Source organism: Shewanella waksmanii ATCC BAA-643, assembly GCF_000518805.1.
Lineage (GTDB): Bacteria > Pseudomonadota > Gammaproteobacteria > Enterobacterales > Shewanellaceae > Shewanella > Shewanella waksmanii.
On the sequence record NZ_JAEH01000006.1, the window covers coordinates 104,910 to 125,147 of the forward strand.

The 20,238-nt window shown below is 47.4% G+C and carries 11 protein-coding genes; 7 read left to right on the forward strand and 4 right to left on the reverse strand.

Annotated features, from left to right (window positions below):
- Positions 1-40 precede the first annotated feature (40 nt).
- Both hrpB and mrcB read left to right on the forward strand, forming a co-directional pair.
- Complete coding sequence (gene hrpB / locus L865_RS0104250; RefSeq protein WP_028772087.1) at positions 41-2,524, forward strand: ATP-dependent helicase HrpB; 2,484 nt, start codon at positions 41-43, stop codon at positions 2,522-2,524.
- 36 nt (positions 2,525-2,560) lie between these two features.
- Positions 2,561-4,894, forward strand: a complete 2,334-nt coding sequence (gene mrcB / locus L865_RS0104255; RefSeq protein WP_028772088.1) for a penicillin-binding protein 1B — start codon at positions 2,561-2,563, stop codon at positions 4,892-4,894.
- Between the two features lie 17 nt (positions 4,895-4,911).
- On the opposite strand, the gene L865_RS0104260 is transcribed toward mrcB, so the two are convergent.
- The gene (locus tag L865_RS0104260; protein WP_037470519.1) at positions 4,912-5,547 is read right to left on the reverse strand and encodes a CatB-related O-acetyltransferase; all 636 of its coding nucleotides are present in this window, start codon (positions 5,545-5,547) and stop codon (positions 4,912-4,914) included.
- 234 nt (positions 5,548-5,781) lie between these two features.
- Positions 5,782-7,971, reverse strand: coding sequence for a TonB-dependent receptor family protein (locus tag L865_RS0104265; RefSeq protein ID WP_028772090.1), 2,190 nt, complete (start codon positions 7,969-7,971; stop codon positions 5,782-5,784).
- Positions 7,972-8,279: 308 nt separating this feature from the next.
- On the opposite strand from L865_RS0104265, the gene L865_RS0104270 reads away from it, so the two are divergent.
- The 5 genes from L865_RS0104270 (at position 8,280) to L865_RS0104290 (ending at position 16,700) form a co-directional block, all read left to right on the forward strand.
- Entirely contained in the window at positions 8,280-8,990 is a 711-nt protein-coding gene (locus tag L865_RS0104270; protein ID WP_028772091.1) for a DUF3581 domain-containing protein, read from the forward strand.
- Positions 8,991-9,412: 422 nt separating this feature from the next.
- Positions 9,413-13,087, forward strand: coding sequence for an ATP-binding protein (locus tag L865_RS0104275; RefSeq protein ID WP_028772092.1), 3,675 nt, complete (start codon positions 9,413-9,415; stop codon positions 13,085-13,087).
- Positions 13,087-13,740, forward strand: coding sequence for a condensin complex protein MksE (locus L865_RS0104280; protein WP_028772093.1), 654 nt, complete (start codon positions 13,087-13,089; stop codon positions 13,738-13,740). The genes L865_RS0104275 and L865_RS0104280 overlap by 1 nt, the downstream gene beginning before the upstream one ends.
- A gap of 1 nt (position 13,741) precedes the next feature.
- Positions 13,742-14,962: a hypothetical protein gene (locus L865_RS0104285; RefSeq protein WP_028772094.1), complete on the forward strand. Its 1,221-nt coding sequence runs from the start codon at positions 13,742-13,744 to the stop codon at positions 14,960-14,962.
- 478 nt (positions 14,963-15,440) lie between these two features.
- On the forward strand, positions 15,441-16,700 hold the full coding sequence (locus tag L865_RS0104290) for a dicarboxylate/amino acid:cation symporter (protein ID WP_028772095.1): 1,260 nt from the start codon (positions 15,441-15,443) through the stop codon (positions 16,698-16,700).
- 70 nt (positions 16,701-16,770) lie between these two features.
- Here L865_RS0104290 and L865_RS0104295 read toward each other — a convergent pair whose 3' ends face one another.
- Positions 16,771-18,147, reverse strand: a complete 1,377-nt coding sequence (locus tag L865_RS0104295; RefSeq protein ID WP_028772096.1) for a sigma-54-dependent transcriptional regulator — start codon at positions 18,145-18,147, stop codon at positions 16,771-16,773.
- Entirely contained in the window at positions 18,148-20,124 is a 1,977-nt protein-coding gene (locus L865_RS0104300; RefSeq protein WP_028772097.1) for an ATP-binding protein, read from the reverse strand.
- Positions 20,125-20,238: the final 114 nt, after the last annotated feature.

Here is a 20,238-nt window from a genome sequence, read left to right on the forward strand (position 1 = left end):
TAGTACACTGGCTGCTGGATTTTATAGTTGATTACCTGTTGTGAACCACATTCCAATATTTTCCCTTTTTGAGCCAATTCGTCAGGCATTATCAAGCCATCAGCAGTTGATTATTGAAGCCCCCACAGGGGCAGGTAAGTCAACGGCTCTGCCGTTGGCTATGCTTGATTGGCCAGAGATAGACGGCAAAATATTGATGTTAGAACCTCGCCGAGTCGCGGCACGTAGCGTAGCGCAGTTTATTGCTAAACAGCGTGGTTGTCGCTTAGGGGATGAAGTCGGTTTTCGCGTCCGTGGTGAAACTAAAGTGAGTCAAAATACCAGATTAGAAGTGGTTACTGAGGGCGTACTCACGCGGATGATACAGCAAGACCCTGAACTAACAGGGATTGCTGCGGTCATCTTTGATGAGATCCATGAGCGTCATTTAACCACAGATTTAGGCCTCGCTTTAGCGCTAGAGGTGCAAGCATCGTTAAGGGAAGATTTAACCTTGATAGCGATGTCGGCCACCTTAACCGGTTTACCATTACAATCTCTGATGCCCGATGCAGCTCAGTTACGCAGTGAAGGCCGCAGTTTTCCGGTCGATGTGCAATATCGCGCAGCAAAGGCGACTGACGATTGGCTAAACCATATGGGGGCGGTCATTAGCGAGTTGTGTAGCAACGGAATCGACGGCTCATTGTTAGCATTTTTACCGGGTCAACGTGAAATTATGCAGCTGCAGCGTTATTTAAGCGCGCGAATCGATGATGCACAGTTTGTTATTACCCCATTATATGGTGCACTGACGGCCAAACAGCAAGATTTAGCCATCGCCCCAGCAATCGATGGCTGCAATAAAATTGTGCTGGCGACCAATGTTGCAGAGTCGAGCTTAACCATTGAAGGGATAACCTATGTGGTCGACAGCGGCTATAAGCGTCAGGCGAGCTTTAACCCTAAAACCGGTGTCACTCGCCTGTCGATGAAACGCATTAGTCAGTCTTCTGCTGCCCAGCGTAGTGGACGTGCCGGACGTATTGCCCCAGGAGTGTGTATTCGCTTGTGGAGCAAAGAGCAACATGACCGACTGCTGAGCAGTGACGAACCAGAAATAAGCCATAATGATCTGACTTCAATGTGCCTAGATGCGGCGCTTTGGGGAGTAAATCAACTGTCGGCCTTACCATTATTAACCGCAGCTGCACCGGCTAATGAGCAAATTGCGTGGCAACTTCTGCAGCAACTAGAGTTAACTGACAATCAGCACAAAATAACCGCCCATGGACAAGCGGCTTATCAGCTTGGTTGTGAACCCCGTTTGGCGCATATGCTATTAAAAGCCAAGTTATTAGCCGATGCGCAACAGCAACCTATGCTGGTTGGTTTAGCAGCGCTATTAGTTGGCGTGATTGAATCGCGCAGTCGCTCAAGAAAAGGCGCGGATATTCAGGGTTATTTAGCCGAAGCACTGCGCGGCGAAGCGGGACAAAGAGTTAGGCAGTGGTTACGTCATTTCAATCTTAATTGCAGTGATGCAGAGTTGCTAAATGCAGCCAATAGTCGCGATGTGGCCATGTTACTCGCCTTTGCCTATCCCGACCGCATTGCCAAAAAACGTGGTCAAGGGTTTCAGTTGGCCTGTGGTTCAGGGGTCAGTATTAATGAGCAAGATCCGTTGGCCAATCAACCTTGGTTAGTGGTGGCGGATTTTCAAGAAACCCAAGGTCAAGCCAGTGGCCGAGTCTACCTTGCAGCAGAGTTGGATAACGAACTGTTTGATGGTCCGCTAGCGTCATTGGTGAACGAGCAACAAATATGTGGCTGGGACGATACGAAGCAGAAGTTCGATGCGCAATGGCGCCGCAGTGTTGGTGAGATCACTTTAAGCTGCCGTCCTAGTAAACTCGATGCACAACTTATTGCGCCAGCATTGTGTGCACTGGTTGTCGAGCGAGGGCTTACCTGGTTGCAACTGAATGATAAAACCCAGCAGCTGATGATGCGCGCCCAGCTAATGCAGCAATGGCATCCACAGTGGCCGGCCTATGATGAACCGTCGTTGTTGGCGGAAGTCTCAGATTGGCTGCAGCCTTACCTGACGGATATTAGCCGCTTACCACAGTTACTTAAGCTTGATTTTTATACCTTGCTGCTGAACCGACTGACCTGGGAGCAACAGCAGTTACTCAGTCAATGGTTACCCACGCATTGGCCTATGGCGACGGGAACACGCTCACCTATCCGATACGATGATGCCGGACGTGCGTTATTAAGTGTCCGTCTACAAGAAGCACTCGGTATGGCTCAAAGTCCGCAGTTGGCCAATGGCAATTTGGTTGCCACCATGGAGTTGTTATCGCCGGCACAGCGACCGATAGCCTTAACTGCAGATCTATCAGCATTTTGGCAAGGGGCGTATGTTGAGGTTAAAAAAGAGATGAAGGGGCGCTATCCCAAGCATCTGTGGCCGGACGATCCGGCTAATACCAATCCAACTAAATATACCAAAAAGAAAACTCTCAATCGTGCGCAGTAATGGCTGTGATGATTTATCTGTAGTAATGGAATAGTAATGACAAGTAAACAAACAGCCAAGAAACGCCCAGCAAAGCCTAGAGCTAAGACGGCTAAAACTAAGCCCAAAGCGAAGAGCAGAAGTCATTGGGCTAAGTTGTGGTCGTTGACCTGGAAGCTGTCACTGATTGGTCTCACGGCGGTGGTTTTTTATTGTATCTATTTAGATCAAATCATTGCGCGTAAGTTTGAAGGGCAAAAATGGCATTTGCCGGCACAAGTTTTCAGCCGCTCTATGGCCTTGTATCCCGGTGCAGCGGTGAGTCATCAGCAGTTAATTGCTGAGCTTAAACTGTTGGGGTATCGCAAAGTCGCCAATCCTCGTCAGGTTGGGGAGTTCTCTGCCTCTAAAACCAAAGTCGATTTATGGCGCCGCCCGTTTTTGCACCCTCAAGGTGAGCAAGATGCGCAGCGGGTGATGATAAGTTTTGATAGCCAAGGCGTCAGCAAAGTGAGCCGGCATACGGACCAACGCCAGCTTGCTGTATTCCACCTTGAGCCAGTGTTGCTTGATCGCATTGTGACTGGCAACGACGAAGACCGCTTATTTGTTAGCACAGACAAAATGCCGCAAGCGATTGTCGATGCGTTGATTTTGGTCGAAGATCGCAGTTTCTATCAGCATCATGGGGTTAATCCATTTGCGATTGTGCGTGCCGCTATGGTCAATATTAGCGCTGGGCGCACAGTGCAAGGTGGCTCAACTTTGACGCAGCAGTTGGCGAAAAACTTTTTCTTATCGAGTGAGCGCTCGTTAGTGCGCAAGGTTCGCGAAGCTTTGATGGCGGTGATCATTGATTTTCGTTATGACAAAGATGAAATCCTCGAGGCGTATTTAAACGAAGTTTACATGGGGCAAGACAAAGCTCGTGGCGTGCACGGTATGGGGTTGGCATCGCAGTTTTATTTTGGCCGCCCGATTGCCGAGCTCACCGTGCCCCAGCAAGCTTTTTTGATTGCAGTTATTAAAGGCCCATCCTATTACAACCCGTGGCGTTACCCTGAGCGCGCTCAACAGCGTCGCGATTTGGTGCTGCGACTCTTGATGGAAGATGGCAAGCTCACGGTCGCTGAATATAAAGCCGCGGTTGAGTCACCATTAGGTTTACGTAAAGCAAGCAAGCCGGTTCATCAAAAACTGCCGGCGTTTTTTGCCGTAGTGAAACATGAGCTCAATCGTCGTTTTGGCGACCAACTGCTGCAGCAATCTGGCATTAAGGTATACACCACACTCGATCCACTGGCCCAGGAAGCGGCTGAAAAAGCGGTGGTGACCACTATGAAACAGCTAGGTCAGCGAGACGAAGCCTTGCAAGTGGGCATGGTGGTAACAGATAAATACAGTGCAGGTATTGCCGCAATGGTCGGTGACAAGGTACCAGGGTATCAAGGTTTTAACCGCGCGGTTGAAATACGTCGTCCTATCGGCTCGTTGATGAAACCGTTTGTGTATGCGGCTGCCTTGTCGCAGGGCGACAAATACAGTTTAGCAACGCCGCTGGCAGATAAACCGATTACCTTAAAAAATGGCCAAGGCAACACTTGGTCGCCGCAAAATGTCGATCGACAATTTCGCGGTGAAGTGCCGCTAATGACCGCGTTTATGAAGTCGATGAATGTGCCTACCGTCAATTTAGGCATGCAGGTGGGCACCGGCAGTGTCGCCAGTGTGCTAGATAAAGCTGGTTGGCGCGATACCATACCGCAGTATCCTTCTATGTTACTTGGTGCGGTAAATGGATCGCCATTAATGGTGGCGCAGGTTTATCAAACCGTTGCTGACAATGGTCGTTATCGGCAGTTGTCTTCGGTAACCGCAGTGCTTGATAGTCATGACAATCCACTCGCGGTAGAAAGAGTGCCGCAAAGCCAAGCGATTGAAGCAGCGCCTAATTTCTTAGTGCAACATGCGATGACACAAGTGGTTGAGCAGGGCACGGCTAAACGTCTAGGGCAGGCGTTTCCTCGGGTGACATTAGCGGGCAAAACCGGCACCAGTAATGATTCGCGAGATTCATGGTTTGCCGGGTTTGATGAGCGGAATGTCGCGGCGGTGTGGGTCGGGCTGGATGATAATGGCAAAACAGGATTGTATGGCAGCAGCGGTGCTATGGCGGTTTATCAAACGTTTTTAAACAATCGTGCGCCAATTAGCCTAAGGCGCACGCCGGTTGACGGTATCGTTAATGGTTACTTTGATAAAACCACAGGCCAAGCTATGGAACCTGATTGTGGCAATGTTCAGCGCTTACCGGCACTCTCGGTAAGCTACCAGCCAGCAAAAAACTGCGGTGAGCCGCTGTCTTGGTGGCAAAAACTGACTGGTGGCTAATAGGCGTAGCGATGGCGTCAAGTATTGTTTGACGCCTCAAGCTGGCTAATTGCTTGTTCTAACCCTGCAATATCTGTGGCTGACAAGTAGGGAATCAGCTTGATGATTTCAGATTCCGGACGTTGGTATAGCTTAAGTGCGAGCAAACGCGTGATGGTATGTTCATCAAAGCGGTGCTTAATCACTTTAGCCGGGTTGCCCGCCACAATGCTGTAAGCAGGTACATCTTTGGTCACCACAGCGTTAGCGGCCACAACTGCGCCTTCACCTATGCTGATGCCGGGCATTAACATCGCCCGCATCCCTATCCAACAATTGTCAGCTAACCTGGTATCGCCTTTGCTCTGGTAAGCTTCCGTAATAGTTTGCATAAATGGGTAAAGGCACAACCAGTCAGTACGGTGGGTGTGATTGCCGCCCATTAAAATCACGGCTTCTGCACCTATACAGACATAATTACCAATATAGAGTTGGTCGACAGGCCAAGGTGGTGGGTTATCTCGGGTCATCTCGTCGCCATGCAGGTAACGCACCACTGACTTTTCAAATCCACTATCCCAGTAATCACTGTAGTAGCTGTGAGTGCCACTGATATGAATATTGGGGTTGCTGACACTGAGGTGAAGTTTTTCGGTTTTGGTCCAATGTTTCATGTGTACTCGCAGCAATCATTGCCCTTAATAGATAATAGGTTGCGAAGAGCGATTTAGGGGCAGTTTATGTGTTAAATGCGCAGTGTCGCCCGTTGTAGTGAGGTCGATATTAGTCGAGATGTGGTTAGCTTTTTGCGACATCGGTGGCATATAGGGTCTGTAATCGATAGATCAAATAAAAAAGCGCCCGAAAGTTAACCTTTCGGGCACTTGAGTTTAACTCTGTGGTATCGATTAGAACTGGTAGCTATAACCGACAGTTACAGTCATTGGCTTACCAGCGAAGTTTGAACCATGGATTTTAGTGGTTACATACTTCTCATCAAACAAGTTTTCCGCTGTTAGGTACACTTCTTGTTGCTCTGAAATGTAGTAGCGACCCGATAGGTCAAATACTGTTTTTGCTTCAATGAGTTGCTCTTGAGCTATGCTGCCTTGACCTGCTTGGGTGCGGATATCATCGGTGTAGCGACCTGCTAGGGTCAATTCCCAGCTACCGCCCTTAATACCGGCAGAGGCAAACAACATGTTCTCTGGTAGGTAAGGCAGTTTGTAACCTTTCTTAACATCCCCCCAAGGGTCAAAATCAGACTCAAAACTATTGCCAAATTCTGCGTTGGTATAGGTATAAGCCACCTTCACAGGGAAACTAATGTCGCCAGCAGTGTTAAAGCTGTAACCTAAGCTGAGTTCTAGACCGGTAACATCGACTTCACCACCGTTGTATTGGTTGCCAATGTTATCGTCGTCACATCCTTTTGAGGCAGTACAATCACCATGCATATTGCTGTAGTCGCTGTAGAAGAAAATCGCTTCTGATGTGAAGTCACCGTTATTGAAGCGTGCACCTGCTTCGTAGTTCCAGCTCTCTTCTTCTTGGCTATCAGCGTTACCCGGTGCTGCAGGTGAGAAACCTTTTTGTACACCGGCAAGTACCAATAGCTCATCATTGATTTGATAAGTAGCTGATAGTGAAGGTAGTACTGCGGAGAAGCTGTTGCTAATATCTTTACTTGGCTGACCATCGCGACCAGGATTAGTCTTACCCCAATCAACGCGGTTGGTTTCGACATCTTCATAACGCAAGCCAGCAGTAATGTTGAAGTCACCTAAAGAGATTTTATCTTGCACATATAAGGCTAAAGCTTTAGCGCTATCGATACGGTTTGAATCGGTACCTGGTACACCAGCTTCAGTGAGGGTCATAACTTGGTTTGAACCTAAGTTATATTTATCAACCCACTGGAAACGATCCATCTCATCTTCATGATAACGTGCACCAAATGCCAGCTCGTGACTATCTAGATACCAATTTAGTTCGGTTTGAATACCTTGAGACAGGTACGCACGGTTATTGGCTTTAACTTGAACTTCTAAATCACCGCTGCTTGGATCTTTATCAAAATCTGCCGCTATTTGCGTGCCGTCGCCGCTGATACTTTCGCCGCCAACTTTACTGGTTTTGTACCAGTTACGCTTAAAGTCATTGTAATAAGCGGTGGTGCCTAAAGTGACATTGTCGCTGAAATCGATGATGTGGTTAACCTGAAGCTGTTTGTGTTCAGTATCCATCACATCTTTTTGAGATGCACTGTAGCGGCTATAAGGGTTGGCTGCGTAATCTTCATCGGTTAGACCCATGTAGGTCTCATTTGAAGTTTCATCTGAATACTTAAGCTTAAACTCAAGTACCTGGTTGAACTTGGCATCTTTTGCAGAACGTACGCTAAATTTAGCAAGTGCATCATTTTTCTTAAAGCCAGTGTCACCACCGACACCATTGATACTGCGGAAACCGTCTGCTTGATAGCGATATAGGTCAACCACACCACCGACACGCTCACCTTGACCACCAGCCCAGCCATGAAGCTTAGCAAAGCCATCTTGACCTGCGGCTACATCAACTTTACCGGCTAGATCTTCTTCTGGAATTTGACGCGATAGTAAGTTGATCACACCACCGGTTGTACGTGGTCCATATTTAACTGTGGAGCTACCTTTAAGCACTTCAACCGATTGCATACGACCCGAAGTCGGGAAGTAATATGCCGCTGGAGAGGCGTATGGCGCTGGTGCAGCTAACACACCGTCTTCCATTACGGTAATTTTCTCTGAGCGGTTTTGTCCGGTGCCTCGCATACCCAAATTAGGGCGCAAACCATAGCCATCTTCTTCTTGAATATAGACACCCGGAACAGAAGCAAGAGTGCGCATAATGTCGGTATATTTAAACTGTTCTAACTCAGCTTCAGTAATTTGGTGACCACTACCAGGAACGGTGTTCAATGGATTTTTTTTACCAAAGATAGTTATCTGTTCCATGGTTGAGGTATCTGCAGACTCATCCGCGAATGCAGTTTGAGACATGGCGGTTAATAGAGCGACTGAAAGTACGCTTAGAGGAAGAGCTTTAGGCTTAGACATGGTTTCTCCGAATGTTAGCCAATATAAAGGTTAATGTTGTCACTAATGAGATTGATTCGCATTATAAGTCTTAATTGTAAAGAAGGTAAATTAAAATTAACTTAATCGCTCATTTTCTTTACAAAAGTGGCAGTTTTGTTCGTTTGGTGTGATCTGTGTCGCAGGAGAAGTTGTATTTTGGTTGGTTTGCAACAGAGTCTATGGTGAGGCTCACGGTAAAAAATGGCTCTGTTAAGTCATCGGGTGAGTTGTTTTGCTGTTCTGCTATAGAATATGCGCCCAGAAGTGCTAACAACCGATGAGTAGACATGTTTTTAACGCCCTATTTTTCCAAGCAAGACCAAACCGTTCACGTAACAGCGCAGCAAGCCAGTGACTTTGCTAAAGCGATTGCCAGTGATTTTAATCCCATTCATAACGTCGGCGCGAAGCGCTTTTGTGTACCGGGAGACCTATTGTTTGCTTTGGTCCTAAATCAATATGGTTTGCATCAAAAAATGCATTTTACATTTGAAGGTATGGTGGGCGATGGAGTTGAATTACAGTTTGCCGATTCGGTTGCTAGTCAGTTTGCTATTAGCGATTCACGTGATAAAACCTACCTGCAGGTCGAAACCAGCGGCGATAAGGTGCACTGCGCGACCCAAATAGAGTCTTTTGTACGCAGTTACGTGGCCTTTTCAGGTTTGAATTTCATTCATGTGCTGGTACCCATGATGAAACAACATCAGATGATGATTAATCCTGCACGTCCATTGGTCATTTATGAAAGCATGTCGTTTGATTTGCATACCCTCGATTTTGACCAAGTGTCTTTAAAGCTGGTTGATCAACAACTTGAGATTACGGGTAAGCGTGGTGATGTTACATTGAGCTTTGAGCTGCTTGCCAACGACCGTGTAGTGGGAACTGGGGTTAAAACATTAGTGATGAGTGGCTTGCGTCCTTATGAGGCTGAAAAGGCCGCTGGCATGGTCGCAGACTATGAAAGCTATCGTCATGCCTTTGAAGCGGCGTAACTGAATCTCTATATAAATAAGCGCGCCTAGCGCGCTTTTTTATCGACACTAAGTTAAATTTTGCCGCCGTCGCGTCAACAGACTTATGGCGCTGCGTCCCTGTACTGTTCTGCCCGCTAAGGTGTGATTCGACTTCGTCGTGCCAATCCTGTTTTTGTTTTGCCCAAGCGGCTAAAATCTTCATCGACAACTTAAGTTATCTGCTCCTTCCTTGAACACTGATTTTCGTCAAATTAGCGTATGATACTCGGCTATTAATCCTTAGATAACACTCAGCGGTGCATATCATTGCCAAGTGTGCTGTTTTTGTTTTATTTTAGGGATAGTTTTGCCCCATTAAGTCGCTTATAGTCCTTAGATTACGGCTTAATACCGCTGGTTTTATGTCGCCTACTTGCGGCACTGTTTGGATAAGGATAAAAATGCCAAGCTTGAATCGAATCGTGTTGATTAACACCCACCTTCCTGGCGTCGTTGAATTACTATTAGATGGCCATACCAACATTTGTGGTACCAATGCTTCGGGTAAAACCACCTTACAGCGTTTGGTCCCGGTGTTTTATGGTGAATACCCCAGTCGTGTTGTGCCCTCAACGCGAGATAGTTTCGAGCGCTGGTATTTGCCCCACGATTCAAGTTTTATCATCTATGAGTATAAGCGTGACGACGGCCAGCTTAACCAGGCGGTATTGGCTTCAGCCGGTGAAGGTAAAGGGGTGAACTACCGCTTTATCGCCAAAGCGTTTGAGCTTGATGACTATATTAAAACCCAGCAAGGCGAAACCGTTATATGCCACACGATGGCAGAGCTAGGTAGAAAAATGAAAAGCGCTGGTGTCAGCGTGACCAATTTGCTTAATACCCGAGAGTTTCGTGCCATTATTCAAAATGACCGCACTTTGCTTAGTACCGGGAGTAATCGCACTGAACTGCGGAATTATGCGCGTCAATTTAGCTTGTGCGAAAGTCAGCATTCATTGCGCCATATTGAAAAGCTCGCCAAAGCGGTGCATTCAAAAGAAGGCAAGATGGAAACCATCAAGTCGATGATCGCTGCCATTTTAGAAGAGGATGGGGTTAATCCGCCTGCTTCACGTTTAAATCCGCAACGAGTAGAAGCGTGGATCCGCGAAAGCCAGCTCATACAAGGTTTTGAACAAATTCGCCCAGAGTTTGAAAAGCTTGAGCAGGAGTTTAACCAACTACTGAGTGTTGAGCAGCGGCTAGGCGGATTAAAGCGCGGCTATGTGCGCGACGAAACGCAAGAAGTGGTGCGCCAGGAAGAACACCAGCAACAATCAAAGTCGTTGGGTCAGCAGTTACGTCAGTTGGATGAAGAGTGGAAAGAGCAGCGTGATGAGCTCAACCTCGATCTTTCAGCGGCGAAAGGCGATGTGGCCAAAATTGAATTTGAACTCGACGCCATTGAAGATCAACATGGTGCCTTTCTCGATGCTGACATTGAGCAGGCCAAGCTAGATTTGGACCAGCTGCCTAATTGGCGCGGCAGTTTAGAAAACCTCAGTGAGCGGCATAAACTGCAAACTGAGAAGCACCAAGATATTGAAGCGGCGTATAACGCCCGTCGTAGTAAAATTGGTGAGAGTCTCAACCGTGAGCTAGAACAGCTTGATAAAGAGCAAGATAAGCATCGTGAAGCGCGCGACAAGCAAAGAGATGTGGCTCGCGCAGAGCTTGAAGCGTTAGAAACGCAGTGGCGTGACAAACGTCAACAGGGTGAAAAACAGTTTAGTGAGCAAGCGTATGGGTTAAAGCTGAAAGTGGCCGAGCTGAACATGCAAGTGGCCAATGTGACCTATACCGAAGAGGAAAAACTGAATCTTGCGGTGTTTGATGAGCGCATTAGCTTGGCCGATGAACATCAAGAAGCCTGTAATAATGATGTCGATCGCATCAGCAGTGATGAGCGCAAGCTAAAAGCTAAGCGCGATCAGGCTAATGAAGCGTTGCGCCTTGCCGGTGTGCGGGTGATTGAGCGTCAGTCAGCACTGGATGAAATTAACCACATGCTGTTTCCGCAGTCGCATACGCTGCTGGAATATTTGCGCAAAGAAGTGCCTGAATGGGAAGGTTCCATCGGTAAAGTGATTAGTCCAGAGTTACTGCACCGTAGCGACCTGCATCCCAGTGTTTCGTCAGATGCAGCCAGTACCCTGTTTGGGCTAAACATTGACCTTAAGTCTATCGACATTCCTGAATATGCCCATTCAGAGCAAGCGCTGCGTCAGCGCTTAGCGCAAGCCGATGAGGCTTTAGTGAGTGCCAAAAACCTCAAAGCAGAAGCAGAAGATAACTTAGTAAATATCAACGGTGAATTGGATAAGGTTAACCGTAGCCTTACGGTTGCGCGTACTGCGCACAAAAATAGCCGCGATGACTTACGTCGCTTGTTTGATGAGAAGCGCAGTGAGCAACAGCGTATCAATGAAGCGTTAAGTGCCCGCAAAGCCGCAGCTAAACAGGGGCTCATTCGACTCGAGAGTGACACTAAGCAGCTTGAGCATCAGCATCAACACTGGCTCGATGAGCAACAAGAGCAGGCGCTTGAAGCGCGTATGGAAAAGAAAGCTTATTGGCAAGAGGTCATCGGTGCGCTCGAAGCGCAACTTGCCCAAGTTAAGCAAAATATTAGCCAGCGCCGGACCGACGCCAAAGCTGAGCAGAAAGCCTGCGAGCAATGGTATAAAAATGAGCTTAAATCACGTGGCGTCGACGAAGAAAAGATTGTTAAGCTCAAACAAGATATCAAGCAGCTAGAGCAAAACATTGCCAAAGCGGAGCAGCGTCGTAGTGAAGTGCTACGTTTTGATGACTGGTACCAGCATACTTGGTTAGTGCGTAAGCCTAAGCTGCAATCAGAACTGTCAACGGTGAAAATTGCCACCTCTGAGCTTGAGCAGCAACTGGCGCAGCGCGCCGCTGAAATTAAGCAGCGTCGTACTGAGTTAGATACGGCTCGCAAAGCATCAGATGCGGTCCAAGTTGAAGCGTCTGAAAACCTCACTAAACTGCGCAGTGTCATGCGCAAATTAGCTGAACTCAAGTTACCGGCTAACAACGATCAACCGCAAGGTGGGCTGACCGAGCGCCTCAGACAGGGCGAAGAGTTATTGCTAAGTCGTGACCAATTACTGACCGCGGTCAAGCAATACGTTGAGCATTTTGATTCGGTGATTGCCAGCAAGTCGGGCTCAAGTTTGTCTGAAACTTGGGAGCGTGCCCGTGAAGAGTCGAGCTCGGTGAATGACAAGGGTATTCGCTTGCTTGATTACCGTAAACTGGTGCCGCAACTTGAACAGCTGTTAAATGTCATGGTGCCACAGTCAATGATGGCACTGCGTGAACAAGGGCGTATTTTTGGCGTGGATTTGACGGCATTTTATGATGTGCTCGCCGATATCGACCGCCGTATCGCCTCGCAAAGTGCCCGAATTACTCGTGAGGTCGGTGAAGAGCTATTCCTTGATGGTGTGTCAGAATCAGCGGTGAAAATTCGCTCGCGGATCAGCGAACTGGAGTTCTGGCCAGAGTTAGAAGAGTTTGTAAAAGCCTTTAAACAGTGGAAGGCCGATGGTTTTAATGAGTTACCCAATGAGCACTACACCAGCAGTATGCGCCGAGCGTTAGATATTATTGGCCGCGCAGCGCTAACCGGCGGAATTGCAAAACTGTTAGAAATTGAATTGCGCCTTAAAGAGGGCAATAGCGATCTGGTTATCCGCACTGACCGTCAGTTGAATGAATCATCCAGTCACGGTATGGCTTACCTGATTTTATGTAAGTTCCTATTGGCATTTACCCGTTTATTGCGCGGTCCTGCCGCGGTGACTATCCACTGGCCTATTGATGAGCTTGGAACCTTGCACCACGGTAATGTGAAAAAGATTTTTGATGCTTGTGAGAACAATAACATCAGTGTTTTGGGGGCATTCCCTAATCCAGAGTCTGAGGTGCTGAACTTGTTTGCCAATCGCTACATCATCAATAAACAAACCAAAAAGCTACAAGTGGTGAAACCGCAGATGAACCCTATAGCCGATAAACTCAATCAACGTGTGGCTAAGGAGGCGGTGTAATGACTGCAATGACAGAGACTGTGCTAGTTGGCCAAGGTGCGCTGATTGAAGCCCTATTACGGGGTGAGTTTATTTGTAAAACCACCAATGAAGATGGTTGGCGTGCACTTAAAAGTGCCAGTACCCGAGAACATATTGAACAATACCTCAATCAAATCAATCGCACCTTAGCGCAAGCCGGTGAGGGCGAAGTGTTTTTCTGTGGCTATCTGCAGCTCGGTGAGCGCGAACGTAAAGTGATATCACAGCAGTTTCGCGATATTTGCAATGCGTTAACCCCGCTGGTGGAGTGGTTAGTCTTAGTGCAAGAGGCAAATGGCCAAGATGCCCCGCTAAGTGAAGGGGCAGCAATACGATTAACCGAGCTACAAAGCCGTATCGAAGATACACCAGCGTTCAAAGAGCAACTGGCTAAAATAAGCCACTATCGTTTATTTGGTTCAACCAGTAGCCAAGTTGATGCGCAAATAAAATTAGTGTTTAAGCGCTTGGTTGAACTGGGTTACTTGTTGCGCCCTAATCAGGAAAAACAGATCTACATTGCCACGGGTAAGCTTGATTACCTTTATGAAGTGATTCGCTTTATTGATGAGACTGAAGGGTTAAGCCTAGAGCTGCAAGCGGAAACGGCGACCCAAAGGGAGCTGATGTAGCATGGGAAACAACTTACATCAGGCGGGGGTAAAGCTGCTAAAGCAGCTAGGCCGTCATGCTGAGTTGGTGATGGATGTCTATTTGGCCGGCTCTATCGCAGAAAACAACGACAACGCTGCAATCGTAGATAAGCTACGTAAAGCGGATATCTTGTATCGCCCAGAAGCCGAGCAGGAGCTTAGGCTCAAACGCTCGGTACGGGCCTTATTGGAAGAGGCGCTAAAAGATGAGCGTAATCGTCAAATTGACGCTAACGTGGGCTCATCAATGGCGACCATTAAAACACTGGCAGATCATTATAAAGAAGCGCGCCATGCGGTTGACTATGCGGCTTCAGAGGCTTATTTAGCGGATCTGAGCGAACACGTCTACGCCTTTGCTGAAGGACTGCGTTATTCCATCCGTGTGCTTTGGAGTCGTATTAATAACGAATTTGGTTATGTGGGCACGATTAATGCCAAGATTCGAGAAAATGAATTGGCCCAAAGCCAAGTGACAGAGCTGCTTAATGGCTTAGAGATGGTGCAGTTTGATGAACTCGCAAATATTGCCGGTGATATCAGAGAACTGCGTAAGCTGTTAGTGACGCGTTTGCAAGAAACCTTGAGTGATTGTACCCAGGAGTTGAGCGTGGTTCAGGGCCGTTTACTGGAACTGCTTGGCCGATTCCGTCAAATCCAAGGCCGTACCCGGCTACTTAAGGGCTGGCTGTTGTATACCGACCAGCATCCAGACTATAACCCCGACAATCATGTTGGCCATAAGCAGGTACCGAATCTGTTTAATCAAGCTGACGCCTTGATTGCACCGGCATCGGTTGATGTGTTCAATACGGGTCATGAGAATGAGCTGTTGCAACTGGTGACTCAAATCAAGTCGATTGCCCGTCATCAGGTTGCGACTCCGACGCGCGAGCATGATGTGAGCATGTCTTTAGCGGCAGCCGAAGACTTTGATATACCAGACAACCCGCTCAAGCTGGCTGTCGATGAGTATTTTTGTGCCGTCATTGATAGTGGTATGAGGCAATCAGCATTACAGTATCATCAACAGCAGGGATTAGAGTGGGACACTGAAAGTTGGCTTTATCAGGTGATTTGCGGCTTCGAGGGTTTGCCTGAAGAGCATCGCCAGTACTTTGAGCTAGAACCCATAGGTGAGCCTCATCCTCGTTTTAATGGTAATTTTATTATTAAAGATGTTGAGTTGTGGCTCGCTTAACCTAAGTGGTATTGCTATGAGCATCTAGTGATATACAGTATGCTGGCGTTGCCTGCTGTTTTGCGGGTCTGTTTTGAAGTTTTTAGCCAAGATCTTGATTTTGATTGGTACTTATATCTATCGTTATTTAAGCAAATAAGCCCTCATTGTTAACGGGGGTTTAAGTTTGTAAAAGTTACCTGCGCTGCTTTTTGCTACCCTAAGGATTAATTTCATTACTTACTGGCACTTAGTGCTTGTTTTTTCGTATGTTTCTATCTTGTTGCTTTTAACAATTAGGTAATTGGGTTTGAAATTAGTGCCAGCATGATTCACTATCTTTTGTGAGTAACGCGTTTTAAGGCTTTCCTCCTTGGGGGAAGGACGGTCAATAGATTTTAATTTATTGATTTATTTATAATAAAAATACTTTTAAATCCTTAGGCGTCGACAAATAGATAAATGTACGTGTTGAATCGTGCAAATAAAAGGCAAGCATATGACTAAATCTCTTTCGACCCGGATTTTTATTGGTCTATTTTCCGGACTTATCCTCGGTAGCTTCATTCAGTATTTTCTGCCTCAGGTAGGGTTCCTTTCAGGCACAGTCGTGGATCTGGCCAGCGGTGTTGGCACCATGTTCGTCAACATGATTATGATGTTGGTAGTGCCATTGGTATTTGTCAGCATTGTCTGCGGTGTCTTGGAGTTACAAGACCTAAGAAGTTTCGGCCGTCTCGGTGGCAAAACATTTGGTTTCTACATCATTAATACTGTTGTGGCGATTTTTGCTGCGCTTTGTGTGGCGTTGCTGCTGTCTCCCGGGCGTGGAGTTGATATGTCTGGCGGCAGTGGGGTGGAGATTACTGCAACAGAGTTACCCAATTTAGTCCAGCTTATTGTGGGTATTGTACCAAGCAACCCGATTGCCGCGTTTAGTTCAGGCAATATGTTGCAGGTGATCTTTATGGCATTGCTTGTGGGCGGTGTCGTTAAATCAATGAGTCAGTCTGTGCCGTTGTTGGTCCAAGGGTTCCAAGAGGGCAACAAGGTAATGATGAAGCTGATTAGTGTGGTGATGCAACTGGCACCTATTGGTGTGTTTGCGTTGATGTTGAAGCTTGGTGCAACACTTGAAGCAGCATTATTTTTCAGTGTACTGGAATACCTAGTACTAATTTTAGGCTTGTTGTTATTGTGGATTTTTGTGGTCTACCCATTTGCAGTGAGCTTGTTTACACCGGTTTCTGCTAAGGCGTTTCGTGCTAAAACCCGCGAGCAGATCTTATTTTCATTATCTACCGCAAGCTCTAACGCGACGATTCCAGTCACCATGCGAACCCTAACCGAAAAACTTGGTGTAAAACGCGCCGTGGCCGGGTTTGGTGTGCCACTGGGTGCCACTATGAATATGGGCGGCGTATCGATTTATATCACCATTGCTATTTTCTTTGTCGCCAATTCATTTGGTGCGCCAATATCGATGGACCAACTGCCAGCATTGCTATTTAGTATTTTCTTATTGTCAGTCGGTGCGGGCGGTGTGCCCGGCGGCGGCATGGTGATGATTGGAGTGCTTATCCACCAGATGGGCTTACCTGTTGAAGCGTTCGTGATTGTTGCGGCACTTGATAGATTGATTGATATGGTACTGACTTCTTGTAATGTGGTAGGTGATACAGCCGTATTGACCATCGTCGATGCGACTGAGAAAGCCCATGATGCTGAAGAAGCGCAAACGCTACAAAGTAACGCTTAGGGTTAGAAGAGATGGTTAAGCTAAAAAGCCGAAGCATATTGCTTCGGCTTTTTTGTATGTTGAGCTCGGACTAGCCCTTTAAGCGCCGGCTGAGTGCACTTTGGCTGATACCGAGCATTTGCGCTGCGGCAGTTTGGTTATTAGCAGTGCGACTCATGGCTTCGTCGATCAATGCTTGGCTCATTTCAGCCAAAGTCGGCAATGCTTTGGGGAACACCATTGCCGTTTGTGGTTGGCTATCTAAAGTGCGGTGTTCGTTTATTGCCTCCATGAATGGGCTGATATTGAGCTGTACACCATCGCTACGGCTGACGGCATCAAATACCATTCCTTTTAATTCGTGGAGATTACCCGGAAAGCGATACTCGCTAAGCTGCGCGGCTAGATCCCGCGGTTGTTGTGGCGGTGGTAATTCCATTTCTTGTGCGGCGAGTTCAATAAAGTGATTGATGAGCATCGACAAGTCTAAATTGCGCTGGGATAGCGGTGGTAGATGGATTTTGTGGGCTCTTAATCGATACAGTAGGTCGCTGCGAAAGCTGCCTTGCTGATTGAGCTTAAGTAGGTCATCTTGAGTAGAGGCCACAATGCGGCAATTCACCGGATAAGGGCGCTCACTGCCAACGGGATAATATTGTCGGCTTTCTATCACATCGAGCAATTTGAGTTGGCTGGCAATTGACAGTGCGCCCACTTCATTGAGATACAAGGTGCCACCATTAACATGATGCAGCACGCCGGCTTGTGCGGTGACTTGGCCATCATCATGGTGTTTTAACTGGCCGAACAGTTTCAGCTCAAACGATTCATCACTAATACCCGCTAGGTTGAGGCTGATAAAAGGCGCGTCAGCACAGCATAGCTGATGGCTCGATTTAGCAAATTCACTCTTACCTGTGCCACTTTCGCCAGAAATTAGCAGCGGTTCTGGGCTATGGGCGATGGCTTCAAGGTAACGAAACTGGTCCAGCAGTTGTGGCTCGCAAGTGAGAATATTATTGAAGGCCTGAGGTTGTTCGAGCGTACGGCTTAAAAAGTGCTCTTTGATTTTAAGGTAGTTGCGCTCTAACCCAACCACCTCTAGCGCGCGCCTGACCGTACGGGCTAAATCTTCAACGGCATCGGTTTTAATAAAATAATCATAGGCGCCATTTTTAATGCACCTAACAGCAGTGTCGACCTCATTAACGCCGGTGACAATGATCACTCGGGTGTTAGGGTGCTCGCTGCGTATCATTGCCAGTAGCTCTTCCCCCGAATGAAACGGCATAGTCAGATCAAGCAATACTAGCGCATAGTCGGCCACATTAAGGCGGTTGGCCACTTGACGGCTATCAACACAGGTATCGATTTGTGCTTCGGGTACAAGGCGGTTAAGGGTGTTGGCTAAGGTGCGTAACCAAGCTGCTTCATCATCAACCAAAAGAATATTGCGGGCTAATTTCATCTAGTTGCTCTCTTCTTTAGCCAAAGGCAGCCGTACTTTTATACAGGTACCTTGTTTGAGTTTAGAGGTCATCTGTAGTTCGCCGTTATAGGCTTTGACGATACGGCTGCAAACAGACAAACCTAAGCCACTGCCGCCGACGGAACGACGGGTAGTGAAAAAGGGTTCAGTGACCCGTGCCAGTGTCGAGCGATTCATACCGCAACCATTGTCAGTAATACTGATTATGGCTTGTTCATCGGCAATGATGCGGGTTTCGATGACAATATGACCTTTACCGGATTCACACGCATGACAGGCATTCTGGATAAGATTGATCACTACCTGTTGTAATTGCTGGGCGTCGCCGTAAACCCAAGCAGCAGGTTGACTCAGTTGGATGCTCACTTGAAAGGTTTTTATCTGATTCGCGGTTAGGCGCAATGAGACATTGACCACTTCATTGAGCGAAACCCGTTCTTGTTCGCTCGATAGCGTCGGTAGTGCGTAGCGTTTAAGGTCGCTGACAATACGGCTAATTCTTTGCGCCCCTTCTTCGATCGTGTTGCAACTGTGGCTCGCCTCTGCCAACGCTTGCTCTGGAGGCAGACCGGTAATCAACCAAAAGGGGTTCTGTTTTTGATAGCTATCAAAGGCGGGCTGACAGTCAGCCATTGCTTGCTGTAGCTGAGATATTGAGTGCACAATTAGGCCGGTTGGGTTATTGATCTCATGGGCGATCCCCGCTGACAGCTCACCCAAAGAAGCTAAGCGGCTGGCTTCATCGTTGGCTTGGCGTAACTGATGAGCCTCGGTGGTATCTTCAAGCAAGATAACCACTTGATTGTCGGCGATGGGGTGGACTTGTAGCTGCCAAAACTGCTGTAAGTAGGCCATCTCTTCAATTTGTGAGCTTTGCTTAGCCAATACCTGTGTAACCAAGGCTTGGAGTTCAAGCGGGCGGCCATCTTCATGGTGAAACTCAGCACTACTCAGTAGTTCAATATTATTGTCATTACTCCACAGCTTTTGCATGTCATGACTATAGATAGTTACACCATTGGGGATACCGTCGAGCACTGATTGAAACTGTTTAGATAAGCTGACTAGTTGCCGCTGAATATCAAGGCGTTGGGCCAGTTCTGTTTTAAGTGCGCGCTTTTGTTTGCGTAGGCTAATACTGACAAACCCAGTAAAAATCATGCCGATTGCGGAGATAATGCTCACTACGATAGCCAGCGCAAAGGTGCGTTTTTGGGTGGAAGTGAGATCCACTTTCTCACGCCCAGTCCCAAACCATTTATTGACTAAGGCGTCATACTCGCCAGACAATTTTAGTTGTCTGAGTGCATCATTGATCTCAGTCATGAGTGCGCTGCGTTGGTTGTTGGCGACAAAGTTAAACGCACCATAAATCAGCGCGTCACTGCCGCTGCGAATGGCGGGGTAAAGCGGAAGCAGCCGCCGAGCCACAAAACTTTCAGCTAACACCACATCGACTTTGCCTTGGGTCATAAGTTGAAAGCCTGTTTCATACAAATCGACATCAACCCGTTCAAATTCTTGTGGGTAACCCGATAGGTAAACATCGACAAAAGCGCCTTTTTTAATCGCGACGCGTTTGCCGATAAGGTCTTGCCAATCATTTATATAGCCTTTGCCGTGCAAGGTATAAGCTTTAGCATGGGTGGCATAGATGGGATCGGACTGACTCAACTGCCGACCTAAGTTTACTGGGCTAACAACGGCTATGACATCGATGTCACTATCGGGGTTGTGGACATCGCTGACTAACTCTTGAAAGCTCTTGCGTCTGACGATGATACGGCGGTTAGTCAGCTGACCAATGCGGTCCATGAGTTCAATGTTAAACCCTTGGTCGACGCCGTTATTGCGCCACTCAAGTGGTGCAGTTTTTGAGTGAACGCCAAAGGTGATGCTTTGTTCAGCGTAACTGTTAAAGCACAGCAGCGCTAATGCCAATAATAAATATCTCATGGGGACATCTTAGCAGTCGCAACATAGTGAAACTGTGCGCAGCGGCGTTTTTTGTTAACCAAGGGTGATAATTACTTGTTCAGTTATTTATTTTTTGGATAACTTCTGTCGCCG

Bases quoted from the DNA above. Each gene is read 5' to 3' on its own strand.
- L865_RS0104295 (WP_028772096.1), bottom strand. From the start codon at position 18,147: ATGAAATTAGCCCGCAATATTCTTTTGGTTGATGATGAAGCAGCTTGG.
- L865_RS0104270 (WP_028772091.1), top strand. From the start codon at position 8,280: ATGTTTTTAACGCCCTATTTTTCCAAGCAAGACCAAACCGTTCACGTA.
- L865_RS0104300 (WP_028772097.1), bottom strand. From the start codon at position 20,124: ATGAGATATTTATTATTGGCATTAGCGCTGCTGTGCTTTAACAGTTAC.
- L865_RS0104260 (WP_037470519.1), bottom strand. From the start codon at position 5,547: ATGAAACATTGGACCAAAACCGAAAAACTTCACCTCAGTGTCAGCAAC.
- L865_RS0104285 (WP_028772094.1), top strand. From the start codon at position 13,742: ATGGGAAACAACTTACATCAGGCGGGGGTAAAGCTGCTAAAGCAGCTA.
- L865_RS0104265 (WP_028772090.1), bottom strand. From the start codon at position 7,971: ATGTCTAAGCCTAAAGCTCTTCCTCTAAGCGTACTTTCAGTCGCTCTA.
- mrcB (WP_028772088.1), top strand. From the start codon at position 2,561: ATGACAAGTAAACAAACAGCCAAGAAACGCCCAGCAAAGCCTAGAGCT.
- L865_RS0104290 (WP_028772095.1), top strand. From the start codon at position 15,441: ATGACTAAATCTCTTTCGACCCGGATTTTTATTGGTCTATTTTCCGGA.
- L865_RS0104275 (WP_028772092.1), top strand. From the start codon at position 9,413: ATGCCAAGCTTGAATCGAATCGTGTTGATTAACACCCACCTTCCTGGC.
- L865_RS0104280 (WP_028772093.1), top strand. From the start codon at position 13,087: ATGACTGCAATGACAGAGACTGTGCTAGTTGGCCAAGGTGCGCTGATT.